The sequence below is a fragment of the Virgibacillus oceani genome, from assembly GCF_041521345.1.
Taxonomy (GTDB): Bacteria; Bacillota; Bacilli; order Bacillales; family Amphibacillaceae; genus Virgibacillus_N; species Virgibacillus_N oceani_A.
Map to the genome: position 1 here is coordinate 14,776 of NZ_JBGOHB010000045.1, position 14,897 is coordinate 29,672.

A 14,897-nucleotide genomic window follows, 5' to 3' on the forward strand; every position below is an offset into this window, starting at 1 on the left:
GAGGATGCTCTATTGTAAGAGCATCCTTTTGTATGGGTATGATGAAACAGCGGAATGTTTCTCCTGTTTCAGTTTTACCTTTTTCCAGCGGCGGGAAATGGTCGGTTCGCTGTTAAAAGGGGGGCATCGCTGATAAAAACGAATTATCGCTGATAAAAACAGAAAACCGCTGATACACACTACTATCAGCAAGCAACCCTATTTTTGTTGTTAAGCGATGAGGTAACGCCGATCTATCAAGGTAAAACGCTGCATAAATAAAACTACGGTCGAAATGTCCATGCTAACAACCAGCACACCGTGTTCATAAAATTATCCCAATAACATTTTGTCTTACACTTGAAAGCATAGTTTATTTTGAGTACAATTTGAAGGATGTAACTTTTATAAAAGGAGTGATCGCGCAATGGGAAACGTGTTTGTACTGGATCATCCGTTAATTCAGCATAAATTGACCTACATACGTGATAAAAATACGGGCACCAAAGAATTCCGTGAATTAGTTGATGAAGTTGCCGCGCTAATGGCATTTGAAATTACAAGAAATTTACCATTACAGGATCAAACAGTCGAAACACCTGTAAAGAAAGCAAATGCAAAGGTGCTGGCTGGCAAGAAAATTGGACTGGTTCCTATACTTCGTGCAGGACTGGGAATGGTTGACGGGATATTGAATCTGATCCCAGCTGCCAAAGTCGGACATGTTGGATTGTACCGGGACCCGGAAACATTACAGCCAGTTGAATATTATCTCAAATTGCCAACAGATATTCATGAACGCGAATTGATCGTCATTGATCCGATGCTTGCCACAGGCGGATCTGCAAATGATGCTATTCACTCCTTGAAAAAACGCGGTGCGCAAAATATTCGGCTTATGTGCTTAGTTGCAGCTCCGGAAGGCGTGGAAGTGTTAAAAAATGACCATCCGGACGTTGATATTTACCTGGGTGCATTGGATGAAGGATTGGATGAAAAAGGATATATTGTCCCTGGCCTTGGAGATGCAGGAGATCGCCTATACGGCACCAAATAACATATTTGGTGTCTCTTTTTTATCCCAAAAATCGTCTGTAAATAAAGCACAGGCACTCCCAATAGTGAATATAATAAAAATAAATTCCAAAGGGGGATGGCTCATGACGAAAAAGGAAAAAAGGCAGGTAAAGGCGAAAGAAATAAATGAGATCCAAGATATGATTAATGAAGGCGGCCTCGGAGCGGATGTATATTATATAAATGAAGGGACAGATAAAGATACAACGCTTGAATTTTCACGCCAAAAAGCTAACCCGGCTCCAATCACCCATAAAACCACCACCGATGTATAACATCCTGCTTTTTCCAAAAACTAGATGAAAAAGGAGGATCACCCCCCATGCGATTTTGGCCGCTCACTGTAATTATTTTACTTGCCGTCATCTCCCCCCTGGCTGTACAGGCAGAAACAAAGGATATCCAATCGGTCATCATTGAGGTCGAAGGAGATCCAGAAGAGCACAAGAGATACATCGAAACATACCATCCTTTTATCGAAGTCGTGGCTACATATGAGACACTCCTGAATGGACTGGCTTTACAAGGGTCACCGGATAAATTGGAGCGAATGGAATCATTGGAGTTTATTAAAAGCATTCATTCTGCTCAAGACTATAAAACAATGCCCGAAACCTACCCAGAGGTAAGCGAAATGGGTGAAAACATTGTTTTTCCATCTCATATAAATACGACAGCATATACTGGAAAAGGTGTCAAAATAGCGGTAATCGATACGGGAATTGACTATACCCATCCAGACCTTACGCCTAATTACCGCGGCGGCTATGACCTGGTAGATCTGGATGAAGATCCAATGGAAACCACACCTAAAGAAGGCATTCCGACAAACCATGGTTCCCATGTAGCAGGCATTATTGCTGCAAATGGCGAACTGCAAGGGGTGGCCCCGGATGCTGAAATTTACGCATACAGGGCACTCGGCCCGGGAGGGTCAGGATCGTCCGTCCAAGTGATAGCTGCCATGGAAAAGGCAGCTGAAGAAGGAGTGGATGTCATCAATTTATCGCTTGGCAACAATGTAAATGGGCCGGATTATCCGACAAGTGTTGCTGTAAATCGTGCCGCCAAACTCGGTATTTCCGTTGTCACTGCCAATGGAAACAGCGGGCCGGATGATTGGACGGTGGGCTCACCGGCAACCGCATCCAGTGCACTCTCGATTGGTGCTTACAGTCCGGAAATGGAGGTTCCGTTTTTATATGAACCGCAAAACGAAAAAGAAATAAATTTCGCCCCAATGGTTGGCTCCATCCCCTGGGATATAGATAAAGCATATTCAATTACAACCAAAGCAGATGACTATGCCGGAAAAATTGCTTTAATTGCGCGCGGGGACCTCTCCTTATTTGAAAAAGCAAAAAAGGCGGAAGAAAATGGCGCAATAGCAGCAATTATTTATAATAATGAAGAAGGCATGTTCCAGGGTATGATTCAACATGATCAGCATCCCATTGAAATTCCGGTAGCGGCGATTTCCCTTGAAGACGGTGAATGGCTGGAAGAAATACAAAAAGAAGCACCGACATATCTCGAAACGGATTCTAAAACGGTGGCCAGCGGTGTTGCAGAATTCAGCTCGCGCGGACCAGTAACAGTGAACTGGAATATCAAACCGGACATTTTAGCACCAGGGACGAATATTGTCAGTACGGTTCCGGGGGGATATCAGGCGCTGCAGGGGACGAGCATGGCAGCACCGCATGTCACAGGGGCGATCGCATTACTTAAAGAAGCGCAGCCTGACTGGACAAATGATCAAATCCAAGGGGCATTAAAAACAACGGCGCTTAGAATGGAGACGGAAGAGCAAACACCCCTTGAACCGACCATGCAAGGAATGGGAGAGATAAACCCGGAAGCCGCCATCAATACCAATACAATCATTTACGATCCCTTACTATCTTTTGGGAAAATAGAAGAACAAACAGAGACGCTATCTATTGAGCTTACCATTGAAAATACAACGGAGGAGGAAAAGACGTATCATTTTTCCTATCCGCATAAACAACAGGGAATTACCTGGGAAATTCCGCAGCAGTTTACATTGGAAGCAAATGAAAAAAGAAACATTCCCGTAAGCATAAAAATAACCGCTTCCCAATTGAATGAAGGTGTCCATCAAGGTTGGCTCACACTAAAACAAGCAGAAGAAAGCTATTACCTGCCGTATCTTTTTGTAAATCAGGAAGCAGATAATCCAAAAGTAATGGGATTTGAGTTTGCATTAAAACCGTTTTCCGAGAAAACATTCTCCTATAAACTGTATATTACCGATCCAGCGAAGCGCGTGAGGGTGGATTTATATGATCCCGATACGCTCATGTTTGAACGCAACTTATTGGATATAGAAGGCGTGCAGGTTGGAAATAATGATGGACAGCTGGAAAAGTCGGAAATAGGAGATCCGGGACAGTACGCAGCGATTATCACTGTATCGCTGGAAGATGGAACCTATGAAAGCTATCAGATGGAGCTTTATATTGAACCGGAATAATAGCACTGTGAAACCTGGATGAACGGTGAAGAGACAGAGGCCGTATTACTCTGTTTGAGAGAATACGGCTGCCATTTTCTTATAACGAGACGAAAGGGAAAAACATCTATTTAAAAGGAAGTAATTACATTCCCGCATGTTCATAAAATTGTCACTTAAATTTCTGTGGAATATCAAGTAAAATGGGTAGTTGGGACTTGCTTAAAATAGTGCCCTTAATAGATATATGAACAAAGGTTCAAAGATACGAAAAATCCTGTAATAACAGGGCTTTAAAAAAAGCCGGAAAAGGAAAGTGAAAACATACTTTATAGTAATTGACAACACCATCTGGCTATTGTAAACTATCTTAGTGTGGAATGGTAAAGGCTTCGAATGAAAGGGCTATATAAGCTAGCGGAAATACGTTTATACATATAGCACCGTTATCATGATGCAAATAGTGATTATGCATAATTTTAAATAGGAAGTTATTCATAGTCATTGCAAAACAAATAGCTGAAAATTAAAGCGTAATAAAGGAAAAAAGCTGACAAATCAGCTTATTCTTGAGGCTTGCTGAAGTGGTAACCAGATGAGGGTCAATGAAAAATCACCTGAATCTACTAAAAATGCAATAATTATTACCTGTATGCAGCTATTTGTGAAAATTGATGAGAGTAGTGGGCAAGATGTCACAATACGAAAAGATGACGATACGTCAGCGAAAATGGATGTTGTACCTTCTTTCGATATTGGTGCTTGGAGCCGGCTTCACACCATATCCGCGAGCTTTTTTTGGACTCCTTTTAGGGAGCGCCGTAAGTTTCTATAATTTATGGCTACTACAGCGAAAAACGAAGAAATTTGCGATTGCTGCCGCAGAACAGGGTTCCGTACTGGGTATCGGTACGTTTTCCAGATTGGCTGCCGCCGCATTAGCTGTGTTAATTGCACTTCGATTTGAAGAACACTTTCATATGATTGCTGTAGTTGTTGGGCTGGGGACTTCCTATATAATTATTATGCTGGATTATCTCCTTTTTACACTGAAAGAAGACATGAACGCCGACAGCGAAAGCAAGAAATGATGGTTTTTCATTAGAATTATGGCCTTTATCGCCGGGTCTCATGGCGAAACCTTCGTACACTTACACTAATAAAGTGTCACATCTATGCAAAAGGTTGTTGTTGAAAAGGGGTGAAGAATTTGGACCACACAGCACCAATAGTTGAGAATGTTTTTGGGATACCATGGCTCAGTTTTAATTTATCCAACGTCATGATGATTATCATCGTTTCCACGATCGTTTTTATCTTTGTAACATGGGCAACGAGAAACCTGCAAATGAAGCCGACCGGTATGCAAAATGCCGTTGAATGGCTCGTTGATTTTATTAAAGGAGTCATCGGCAATACGATGGATTGGAAGACGGGGAAAATATTCCTTCCGCTTGGTTTGACCTTAATCCTTTATATATTTGTGGGAAACATATCCGGTGTAGCTACGATGGTAGCACATGACCACGATCTATGGTGGAAATCCCCAACTGCAGACGCAACAATCACTTTAACCCTCTCTGGAATGGTAGTATTATTAACCCATTTTTATGGTATAAAAATGAGAGGTTTTAAAGAATACGGGAAAGATTATTTCAGGCCGGTACCCTTTTTATTCCCATTAAAAATCATCGAAGAATTTACCAACACCCTTACATTGGGTCTACGTTTATTCGGGAATATGTTTGCCGGAGAAATCTTGCTGACACTTCTAGTCGGTTTGGCAATGGCAGGAGTTGGAGGATTCCTCGTATCTGCATTACCAATGATGGCCTGGATGGCTTTCAAACTATTTATCGGTACAATCCAAGCATTTATTTTTGTTATGTTAACAATGGTTTACATGTCACATAAAGTGAACGCAGACCATTAATTTTATAAAACTTGGCATTTCTCTAAAGAGATTCTTGAAAGCGTACTTTGCTTTCTTAGCATCACTTATGTTTTGGAGGCCAAGGATTTATGGAGAAAGCTTCAGCACCACAAGGGTATAACCTAAAGGCCCTTGCATTTATGCAGATAGGAAAGCTTTATGCTTTCATATCTGTTAAAATATAAAATTAAAAGGTTTACTATAAAAGGAGGAAATTTAGAAATGGGAGCATTAGCAGCTGCAATAGCAATAGGTTTAGCCGCATTAGGTGCGGGTCTTGGTAACGGAATGATCGTAAGCAGAACGGTAGAAGGGATTGCACGCCAGCCGGAACTCCGCGGCGCACTTCAAACTACCATGTTTATCGGGGTAGCGCTTGTTGAGGCGATTCCGATTTTCGCAGTAGTTATCGCATTTATGGTAATGTAAAAAGGATCCTTAAAATCACAAGGTGGCGAAGTTCATTCGTATGAAATCTTCGCCATTCCTTTATGTAGTGTAGCAATGAGTAAATTATTTCGCATATGTATCTATAACCATATGAAAGAAAAATAAAACATGATTGAAATAGAGAATGCTATCCAAGTGTGAAAGGAGTGAAAGCTGTGCACCAATACATTGATTTTCTGGCAATCGGTGCGACTGTCGGCGGGTTTCAGGTAGGAGACATGCTTGTACAGTTATTCTTCTTTATACTATTACTGTACTTGCTCAAAAAAGTAGCCTGGGGTCCAGTATTGAACATCATGGAAAAACGAGAAAATTACGTTGCAAGTGAAATAGAACAGGCAGAACAAAGCCGCCTGGAAGCAGAAGAAGCATCCAAAAAAGCGACGGAGCAATTAAACCAGACAAAACAGGAAGCACAGAAGATGATTGAAGATGCAAAAAGTGCTGCAGTATCGCAGGAAGAAAAAATTATCGCAGCTGCCCGAGCGGAAGCTGATCGCTTGAAAGAAGCAGCGCAGTCTGATATTCAAAACGAAAAAGAAAAAGCCCTTCAAGCACTTCAAGATCAAGTGGCATCACTTTCTGTACTTATTGCAAGCAAAGTAATTGAAAAAGAAATCAGTGCACAGGATCAAGAGAAACTGATTAATGAATACATTAAAGAGGTAGGAGAAGAGCTATGAGTGAAGCAGTAGTTGCTAAACGATATGCAGACGCTCTTTTTCAACTGGGAAATGAAAAAGCGGTACTGGAACAATTTGTAGCAGAGTTCCGCACCGTACGAGAAATTTTTGAAACAAATACTAATTTAATCACATTCCTGAAGCATCCTCGTGTTCATAATGCGAAAAAGAAACAATTTCTTGACGAAGTGTTTCAAAGTCTGTCAGCGGATGTCGTGAATACGATAAAATTACTTGCAGAGCGGCATCGGAGCGAGATGATACCATCCATTATTGATCATTTTATCCAATTAGTAAATGATGCAAAAGGAATTGCAGTCGCGACTGTTTATTCCGTTCGTAAGCTCGATGACGCAGAGAAATCAGAGCTGGAAAGTTCTTTTGCGAAACGCTTTGATAAAAATGCGCTTCATTTTGAAAATGAAGTGGATCCATCCATGTTGGGCGGGATTAAAATACGTCTTGGCAATACCATTTATGATGGGTCTGTCAGTGGAAAGCTGCAAAGAATAGAACGGAATATTTTGACTGTAAACAAATGACGATAGGGGTGAACGGCGATGAGCATTAAAGCTGAAGAAATAAGCAAGCTGATAAAACAGCAAATTGAATCATTCGATGCGGATATTGAAGTTAGCGATGTCGGTACGGTTATTGAAATCGGTGACGGGATCGCACGAGCTCACGGACTGGATAATGTCATGTCCGGGGAGCTGGTAGAATTCTCAAACGGTACCATGGGTCTGGCACAAAACCTGGAGGAAAGCAACGTTGGTATTGTTATTCTTGGTCCATATTTGGAAATAAAAGAAGGCGATGAAGTTCGTCGTACAGGCCGGATCATGGAAGTGCCGGTTGGTGAAGAATTATTGGGCCGTGTGGTAAACCCGCTTGGTCAGCCGATTGATGGAAGAGGATCGCTGGAAGCAACAAAAGCACGACCTATTGAAGCACAGGCACCGGGAGTTATGGCACGTAAATCCGTTCATGAGCCACTGCAAACCGGAATTAAAGCGATTGATGCTTTAGTGCCAATCGGGCGTGGACAGCGTGAGCTAATAATTGGAGACCGTCAAACAGGTAAAACAACCGTTGCCGTTGATACAATTTTGAACCAGAAAGACCAGGATATGATTTGTATCTATGTTGCCATTGGACAAAAAGAATCAACAGTAAGAAGTACGGTAGAAACGTTCCGTAAGCACGGAGCACTTGATTATACAATCGTTGTATCTGCAGGAGCATCAGACCCTGCACCATTATTATATTTAGCACCATATGCTGGTGTAGCTATGGGTGAAGAATTCATGTATAACGGCAAACATGTAACCGTCGTATATGATGACTTGTCCAAGCAGGCAGTGGCATATCGTGAGCTATCCTTGCTACTGCGCCGCCCGCCGGGACGTGAAGCATTCCCAGGGGATGTATTCTATATCCACTCCCGTTTACTCGAGCGTGCAGCAAAGTTAAATGATGATTTAGGTGGCGGATCATTAACTGCCCTGCCTTTCGTTGAGACGCAAGCAGGTGATATCGCAGCCTATATTCCAACAAACGTTATTTCCATTACCGATGGTCAGATTTTCCTGCAATCAGATCTATTCTTCTCCGGTGTCCGACCGGCGATCAACGCAGGTCTTTCCGTATCACGTGTTGGGGGCTCGGCGCAAATCAAAGCAATGAAGAAAGTTGCGGGTACATTGCGTCTTGACTTGGCATCCTTCCGTGAGCTGGAATCATTTGCTCAATTCGGTTCAGATCTGGATAAATCGACCCAGGCTAAACTGAATCGCGGGCAGCGGACCGTGGAAACACTGAAGCAAGGACTTAATAAACCATTGGACGTTGAAAAACAGGTAATGATTTTCTACGCCTTGACAAAGGGATTCCTGGATGATGTAGCCGTAGAAGATGTTACTCGGTTCGAAGATGAAATGTATATTTGGCTGGATAATAACCGGAAAGAGCTACTGAACCAGATTAAAGAAACAGGTCAGCTTCCGGAAGAAAATGATATGAATGATGCAATTGAATCATTTAAGAAAACATTCCTGCCTGGCGAAAATAAATAAATGAAATAACATAACGCAACCTTTTAATAAGAGAGGGCGGTGAAAAGCTTGGCATCACTAAGAGATATTAAAGGAAGAATTGACTCGACAAAGAAAACGAGAAAAATCACTTCCGCCATGGAAATGGTATCTGCTTCTAAAATGGCAAAGGCAGAGCAAAATGCAAAGAACTATGTTCCATACAGTAAAAAAATGAGGGAAGTTGTTGCCGATATTGCAGGTGGATCTTCAGATATCAGCCACCCAATGCTTGAAAAGCGGGAAGTGAAAAAGACGGGTTACCTTGTTATCACAACCGACCGCGGGCTTGTAGGAGCATATAACAGTAATATTCTGAGACGACTTCAGCAAACAATTAATGAACGTCATACTTCAACAGATCAGTATACGGTAATTGTGGCTGGACGTAATGGATATGAATACTGCAAAAAGCAAGAACTGCCAATTGCTAAAAGTATTCTTGGACTTGCAGATCAACCCGAATTTTCCGATATAAAAGATCTTGCAGCAGAAACGGTGCAAATGTATACCAATGAAGAAATAGATGAATTGCATATTATTTACAATCACTATGTAAGTGCTATTTCACAGCAGGTAACATCCACACAGCTCTTGCCAATAGAAAACATGCAGGAAGATGCAAAAGAAAGCGAATATGAGTATGAACCAAACGAACAGCAAATTTTAGAAGTGCTTTTACCACAGTATGCCGAAAGCTTAATTTACGGGGCATTACTCAACGGAAAAGCAAGTGAACACGCAGCGAGTATGACGGCAATGCGCAGTGCTACAGATAATGCCGGTGAACTGATTGATGATTTGACCTTAACTTATAACCGTGCACGTCAAGCGGCAATTACACAGGAAATCACAGAAATCAGCGGCGGTGTAGCAGCATTAGAATAACTCCTGCCAAGAATAGCTAGTTAGGAGGGAAAGCCATGAGCAAAGGACAAGTTACACAAGTAATGGGACCGGTTGTCGACGTGAAATTCGAAGACGGCCAGCTCCCGGAAATTTATAATGCTTTAACTGTCCAAGTTGAATCAGATGGAGGCACGACGGAGCTTGCTCTGGAAGTAGCACTTCATCTAGGAGATAATAGTGTACGTACGATTGCAATGTCTGGAACTGAAGGCGTACAGCGTGGCAGTTCTGTTCAAGACCAGGGCAACCCGATCTCTGTCCCTGTTGGTGATGTGACCTTAGGAAGAGTGTTTAATATTCTGGGTGAGAATATTGACCTTGATGAGAAACTGCCGGATGATACGCGCAGAGATCCAATTCATCGTGCAACACCCGATTTTGAAAACCTGTCTACCGAGACTGAAATTTTAGAGACAGGAATTAAAGTTGTTGACTTATTGGCCCCATATATTAAAGGTGGAAAAATTGGACTTTTCGGTGGAGCCGGTGTTGGTAAAACCGTTTTGATCCAGGAATTAATCAATAACATCGCCCAAGAGCATGGTGGTATTTCCGTATTTGCGGGTGTAGGTGAACGTACCCGAGAAGGAAATGACCTTTACTATGAAATGAAAGACTCCGGCGTTATTGAAAAAACAGCAATGGTTTTCGGCCAAATGAACGAGCCGCCGGGAGCACGTATGCGTGTAGCCTTAACCGGTTTGACTATGGCTGAGTATTTCCGTGATGAAAAAGGTGCAGACGTACTATTATTTATCGATAATATTTTCCGTTTTACGCAAGCTGGTCAAGAGGTATCTGCACTGCTTGGACGTATGCCTTCTGCGGTTGGTTACCAGCCGACACTTGCAACGGAAATGGGACAATTACAAGAGCGAATCACTTCAACGGATAAAGGTTCTGTAACATCCATCCAGGCTATTTATGTGCCAGCGGATGACTATACAGACCCGGCACCGGCAACTACTTTCGCACACTTGGATGCAACAACCAACCTTGATCGCGGATTATCAGAGCAAGGTATTTACCCGGCAGTGGATCCACTGGCCTCTACATCCCGTGCGTTAGACCCGGAAGTAGTGGATAAAGAACATTACGAGGTTGCGGTGGAAGTACAGCAAACATTGCAGCGTTACAGAGAGCTTCAGGATATTATTGCCATTCTTGGTATGGATGAGCTTGGGGATGAAGATAAACTTGTCGTAGCACGTGCGCGTCGTATCCAGTTCTTCCTGTCGCAAAACTTCCACGTAGCTGAGCAGTTTACCGGTCAAAAAGGTTCTTATGTGCCTATTGCAGAAACGGTAGCCGGATTCAGGGAAATCCTTGACGGTAAGTATGATGACCTGCCGGAAGATGCATTCCGTCTTGTCGGCCGCATTGAAGAAGTAGTTGAAAAAGCAAAAGGTATGGAATAATATCAGTGTAAACAATAAAATGGTGGTTACGCACTGTGACCACCTTCATGCCTGAGGAGGGGTTACATGAAAACACTAACGGTGAGTGTTGTTACTCCTGATGGCCCTGTATTGGAAGATACGTTTGATATGGTTAGCTGTAAAGCAGAAAGTGGAGAGCTTGGTATATTACCGGGACATATTCCACTTGTTGCTCCTTTATCGATCAGTTCCGTTCGTTTAAAACGGGAAAATGCTGAGAATCATTTAGCTGTCAATGGCGGTTTTATGGAGGTTCAACCTGATAAAGTAACCATTCTTGCCCAGTCTGCAGAAAAACCGGTGGATATTGATGTCGAGCGTGCACAAGAAGCAAAAAAACGTGCCGAACGCCGGCTGCAGTCCCAACAAGACGATATCGACTTCAAACGGGCCGAACTAGCACTCAAACGAGCAATGAATCGCCTGAATGTAGGACAGTAACGAAAATTCTCTTATAACTGAAACGTTGTAAGAGAATTTTTTTGCAACAAGGGGACGATTCTTTTGTTGCAAAATTGATTTATGAAGGCTGGAAAATGGTTCAGGAATCGATTCGCCGAACTATCATCGGGGAGGCCGATCTCCTATTGGCAAATTAATAGGATATTGACGTGAGTAAGCGTCATTATAGCATTCAATAAGCCGAGGAAACAACATATACCTCTAGGGGAATATAAATAACAATCTATTTCAAATATTTACCAGTAAAAAAATAACTGTCGATATTTCCCGGGAAATGAAAATTCATGACCTATTTTAAAAGATCGCATAAATTATTTGTTGAATTTGGTAATGCTTACATTGATAAAATCAGTTGACTTCCAGCCTGATACATGGCAAAGTTGCTATTAGCAAATAATAAAGGTGGCTTTTTATGTTTCCAATTGGACAACTAGCAATCATTAGTATGATATCTCATCTGCTTTTCATCTACATAACATGGAAAGTCATGTTGGGAATTAATTTTGATCCAGTCATTCGTAAGGGACGTACAACAGAAGCACGGATTTTCTTCCTGTTTATTGCCATTGTGATTGGTACAGGTGTCAGCAGATTTGTGTTGGAAATACTCCAATGGTCCAGAGACCTCATATATTTATTTTAGACTGAAATCGGTTATCATAACCGGTTTTTTTAATATCTTCACAACATACCCTCCTAAAGTAAATCACAGAATAAGTTAACCATTAATAGGCAATAAGACGACAATTCTGTGACAATGAATAAAAAGCGTACATTAGACTGTCACTAAAAGTGAAATTGCGATAAGATATATACAAAGATAGTCGAAAAACCAAAAAAACAAACGAATACTATATTGTTATAATATCCCCTTTCAACTTGTCTTGTACTTAATCAATAAGAAACGTTATTGAACAGAACAATTAAACAATAACACCATCTAAGTTTTATCGTATACCTGAAAAATGTGCTTGTCTGACAACTAAATATAATGGTATAATATATGTTGGTTGTTTTAAAATAGGATAGTATATGTTTTGATATGAAAAATGAACAAACATAATTCGACAATATTGACATTTACATGTATAAAAAAGTTGTAACCGGGTATATATCACTAAGGAAGCGCAGGAACAATCCGATTAATCTATCTGTAAGTAACCAAATCGATGCAGCTTAAAAATCGAATAAAAGACTTACATACATGATTGGAACACCTATCCTGATAAATGAATATTAATATAATGTGAAACTGGATCTGAAGGAGAATTGAAAAAAATGGAAAAAATCATCGTCAAAGGCGGACAACAACTGAAAGGTACCGTCAAAGTGGAGGGTGCAAAAAATGCAGTTCTTCCTGTAATTGCAGCAAGTCTGCTTGCAAGCGAAGGAAAAAGTATTATTACCGATGTACCTGAATTAGCTGATGTTTATACAATTAATCAAGTATTAAGCAATATGAATGCAAAGGTTAGCTTTAGCGATAATACAGTCTCTGTGGATGCTTCAGCAAAACTGAAAACAGAAGCACCTTTTGAATACGTAAGAAAAATGCGTGCGTCGGTATTGGTATTAGGTCCACTTTTATCAAGATACGGCCATGCAAAAGTAGCCATGCCAGGAGGATGTGCCATTGGTTCCAGGCCTATTGATTTACACCTGAAAGGTTTTGAAGCAATGGGAGCGCAAGTACATGTTGGGAACGGATTTGTGGAAGTCCATGTAAATGGGCGTCTTCAAGGTGCAAAAATTTATCTTGATATGCCGAGTGTTGGAGCGACGGAAAATATTATGATGGCAGCAGCCTTGGCTGAAGGAAAAACAATTTTGGAAAATTGTGCCAAAGAGCCGGAAATTGTTGATTTAGCAAATTATTTAAATAAAATGGGTGGCAAAGTAGTAGGAGCAGGAACAGAAACCATTCGTATTGAAGGTGTTGAAAAGCTTACAGGCACCGATCACGCTATTATTCCCGATCGTGTGGAAGCCGGAACATTTATGGTAGCAGCAGCTATTACCGGTGGGAATATTTTAATTGAAAATGCAGAAACTGAACATTTACGTTCTGTTATTTCCAAGCTGGAAGAAATGGGTGTTATCATCACGGAAGAAAAACATGGTGTTCGAGTTATTGGACCAAAGGATTTAAAAGCAACAGACATCAAAACATTGCCGCATCCCGGGTTTCCAACCGATATGCAGCCCCAGATGATGGCGTTAATGTTAAGTGCTTATGGCACCAGTGTGATTACAGAAACCGTATTTGAAAATCGCTTCATGCATGTAGAGGAATTCCGCCGCATGAACGCCAAGTTAAAAATTGAAGGGCGCAGTGTCATTATGGAAGGACCGAGTGACCTGCAGGGTGCAGAAGTTGCAGCAACGGATTTACGTGCAGCAGCAGCGCTTATTTTGGCCGGATTAAAATCAGATGGCATTACTCGAGTAACAGAATTAAAGCATCTTGACCGCGGTTATGTGAACATTACAGGCAAGCTTGCATCCCTTGGAGCGGATATTGAACGTGTAGATGAAAATGGGAAAAAGCTCGAGCCTTTTGTACAAGTAGATTATCAACCGCAAAAATTTATAGCAGAGCTTTCATAAGTAAAAAAATTATAATTCATGTAAAAAAACAGGTGGATATGTCGTCCAACTGTTTTTTTAATGGGGATGAAACACAGGGACGGTTCTTTTGTTGCATAATAGTAAATGACCTCGGCAACGACAGTTTTTCAAACACTATCATTCGACAAAATCGAAATAAGATTTCAAAAATTGCTAGCTATTAATGTCAAAACGTCGTATAATATAAATAATTAAATACTAAAATTAATACTATTACTTTTCAAAATAGTATAAATACATAGCATACAAGTTTTATTATCTTGCCGTTCATCTATCCAAAAACCCAGTAAAAATGACGTGCGACCAGCAGCAATCGTATCTTTAAAAGGAATGAAAACATATAAAATAATATGCAGTTTTCTTCATTTTGTGACTTTTCATTACGACAAATCTATGGTAATATTGAATGAAAATTACAGAATAAATGAAAGGTTGGTATAAATTAATCATGAAAAGGATAGTAAGTAGGCTTTAGTACTACACGTCTTACATTCATTGTATCGCAGTGTAACTGGCTGGCCGACAAAAACGCCACGTCGTGTGCGTCGTAAGACTCCCACTTCAAGAATGAAGGAAACATGAAAATGCTAAGTGGGAGATCTAACAGCCAGTAACGGCCCGGTTCGTTCAAGGGCCTTTACGTCATACCCTTGCGGTGCTAACATTTGTATGAAAACACTTATGAAAATTGCTCTAAAAAGACAACAGGAAAGCAGCTCTCTCAAATTTGATTTTTTGAGAAAATAAAATTGATACTTCACATGTAAT

The 14,897-nt window shown here is 41.0% G+C and carries 14 protein-coding genes; all 14 read left to right on the forward strand.

Going from position 1 to position 14,897, the window contains the following annotated elements:
* Nucleotides 1-406 precede the first annotated feature (406 nt).
* The 14 genes from upp (at nucleotide 407) to murA (ending at nucleotide 14,108) form a co-directional block, all read left to right on the forward strand.
* Nucleotides 407-1,036: a uracil phosphoribosyltransferase gene (upp, locus tag ACDX78_RS21555; RefSeq protein WP_486030671.1), complete on the forward strand. Its 630-nt coding sequence runs from the start codon at nucleotides 407-409 to the stop codon at nucleotides 1,034-1,036.
* 103 nt (nucleotides 1,037-1,139) lie between these two features.
* Nucleotides 1,140-1,331 carry a hypothetical protein gene (locus ACDX78_RS21560; protein WP_486030673.1) on the forward strand — a complete coding sequence of 64 codons (192 nt, stop codon included), beginning with the start codon at nucleotides 1,140-1,142 and terminating at the stop codon, nucleotides 1,329-1,331.
* 47 nt (nucleotides 1,332-1,378) lie between these two features.
* Complete coding sequence (locus ACDX78_RS21565; protein ID WP_486030675.1) at nucleotides 1,379-3,553, forward strand: S8 family serine peptidase; 2,175 nt, start codon at nucleotides 1,379-1,381, stop codon at nucleotides 3,551-3,553.
* 671 nt (nucleotides 3,554-4,224) lie between these two features.
* Entirely contained in the window at nucleotides 4,225-4,623 is a 399-nt protein-coding gene (locus ACDX78_RS21570; RefSeq protein WP_486030677.1) for an ATP synthase subunit I, read from the forward strand.
* A 119-nt stretch (nucleotides 4,624-4,742) separates the two neighbouring features.
* Nucleotides 4,743-5,465 carry a F0F1 ATP synthase subunit A gene (gene atpB / locus ACDX78_RS21575; RefSeq protein WP_486030679.1) on the forward strand — a complete coding sequence of 241 codons (723 nt, stop codon included), beginning with the start codon at nucleotides 4,743-4,745 and terminating at the stop codon, nucleotides 5,463-5,465.
* Between the two features lie 222 nt (nucleotides 5,466-5,687).
* Nucleotides 5,688-5,894, forward strand: coding sequence for a F0F1 ATP synthase subunit C (gene atpE, locus ACDX78_RS21580; protein ID WP_018930781.1), 207 nt, complete (start codon nucleotides 5,688-5,690; stop codon nucleotides 5,892-5,894).
* Nucleotides 5,895-6,070: 176 nt separating this feature from the next.
* Nucleotides 6,071-6,598, forward strand: a complete 528-nt coding sequence (gene atpF, locus ACDX78_RS21585) for a F0F1 ATP synthase subunit B (RefSeq protein WP_486030681.1) — start codon at nucleotides 6,071-6,073, stop codon at nucleotides 6,596-6,598.
* The gene (locus ACDX78_RS21590; RefSeq protein WP_486030683.1) at nucleotides 6,595-7,140 is read left to right on the forward strand and encodes a F0F1 ATP synthase subunit delta; all 546 of its coding nucleotides are present in this window, start codon (nucleotides 6,595-6,597) and stop codon (nucleotides 7,138-7,140) included. Before atpF ends, ACDX78_RS21590 begins: the two co-directional genes overlap by 4 nt.
* 18 nt (nucleotides 7,141-7,158) lie before the next feature.
* The gene (gene atpA / locus ACDX78_RS21595) at nucleotides 7,159-8,673 is read left to right on the forward strand and encodes a F0F1 ATP synthase subunit alpha (RefSeq protein WP_486030685.1); all 1,515 of its coding nucleotides are present in this window, start codon (nucleotides 7,159-7,161) and stop codon (nucleotides 8,671-8,673) included.
* A 48-nt stretch (nucleotides 8,674-8,721) separates the two neighbouring features.
* On the forward strand, nucleotides 8,722-9,579 hold the full coding sequence (gene atpG, locus ACDX78_RS21600; protein ID WP_486030687.1) for an ATP synthase F1 subunit gamma: 858 nt from the start codon (nucleotides 8,722-8,724) through the stop codon (nucleotides 9,577-9,579).
* Nucleotides 9,580-9,614: 35 nt separating this feature from the next.
* Nucleotides 9,615-11,018 (forward strand): F0F1 ATP synthase subunit beta, encoded by a 1,404-nt coding sequence (gene atpD, locus ACDX78_RS21605; RefSeq protein WP_486030689.1) that lies wholly within the window; start codon nucleotides 9,615-9,617, stop codon nucleotides 11,016-11,018.
* Between the two features lie 66 nt (nucleotides 11,019-11,084).
* Nucleotides 11,085-11,480 carry a F0F1 ATP synthase subunit epsilon gene (locus tag ACDX78_RS21610; RefSeq protein ID WP_486030691.1) on the forward strand — a complete coding sequence of 132 codons (396 nt, stop codon included), beginning with the start codon at nucleotides 11,085-11,087 and terminating at the stop codon, nucleotides 11,478-11,480.
* 433 nt (nucleotides 11,481-11,913) lie between these two features.
* Nucleotides 11,914-12,144: a DUF1146 family protein gene (locus tag ACDX78_RS21615; protein WP_486030693.1), complete on the forward strand. Its 231-nt coding sequence runs from the start codon at nucleotides 11,914-11,916 to the stop codon at nucleotides 12,142-12,144.
* 635 nt (nucleotides 12,145-12,779) lie between these two features.
* The gene (gene murA, locus ACDX78_RS21620) at nucleotides 12,780-14,108 is read left to right on the forward strand and encodes a UDP-N-acetylglucosamine 1-carboxyvinyltransferase (protein ID WP_486030695.1); all 1,329 of its coding nucleotides are present in this window, start codon (nucleotides 12,780-12,782) and stop codon (nucleotides 14,106-14,108) included.
* Nucleotides 14,109-14,897: the final 789 nt, after the last annotated feature.

Bases quoted from the DNA above. Each gene is read 5' to 3' on its own strand.
- upp (WP_486030671.1), top strand. From the start codon at position 407: ATGGGAAACGTGTTTGTACTGGATCATCCGTTAATTCAGCATAAATTG.
- ACDX78_RS21560 (WP_486030673.1), top strand. From the start codon at position 1,140: ATGACGAAAAAGGAAAAAAGGCAGGTAAAGGCGAAAGAAATAAATGAG.
- ACDX78_RS21565 (WP_486030675.1), top strand. From the start codon at position 1,379: ATGCGATTTTGGCCGCTCACTGTAATTATTTTACTTGCCGTCATCTCC.
- ACDX78_RS21570 (WP_486030677.1), top strand. From the start codon at position 4,225: ATGTCACAATACGAAAAGATGACGATACGTCAGCGAAAATGGATGTTG.
- atpE (WP_018930781.1), top strand. From the start codon at position 5,688: ATGGGAGCATTAGCAGCTGCAATAGCAATAGGTTTAGCCGCATTAGGT.
- ACDX78_RS21590 (WP_486030683.1), top strand. From the start codon at position 6,595: ATGAGTGAAGCAGTAGTTGCTAAACGATATGCAGACGCTCTTTTTCAA.
- atpA (WP_486030685.1), top strand. From the start codon at position 7,159: ATGAGCATTAAAGCTGAAGAAATAAGCAAGCTGATAAAACAGCAAATT.
- atpD (WP_486030689.1), top strand. From the start codon at position 9,615: ATGAGCAAAGGACAAGTTACACAAGTAATGGGACCGGTTGTCGACGTG.
- ACDX78_RS21610 (WP_486030691.1), top strand. From the start codon at position 11,085: ATGAAAACACTAACGGTGAGTGTTGTTACTCCTGATGGCCCTGTATTG.
- ACDX78_RS21615 (WP_486030693.1), top strand. From the start codon at position 11,914: ATGTTTCCAATTGGACAACTAGCAATCATTAGTATGATATCTCATCTG.
- murA (WP_486030695.1), top strand. From the start codon at position 12,780: ATGGAAAAAATCATCGTCAAAGGCGGACAACAACTGAAAGGTACCGTC.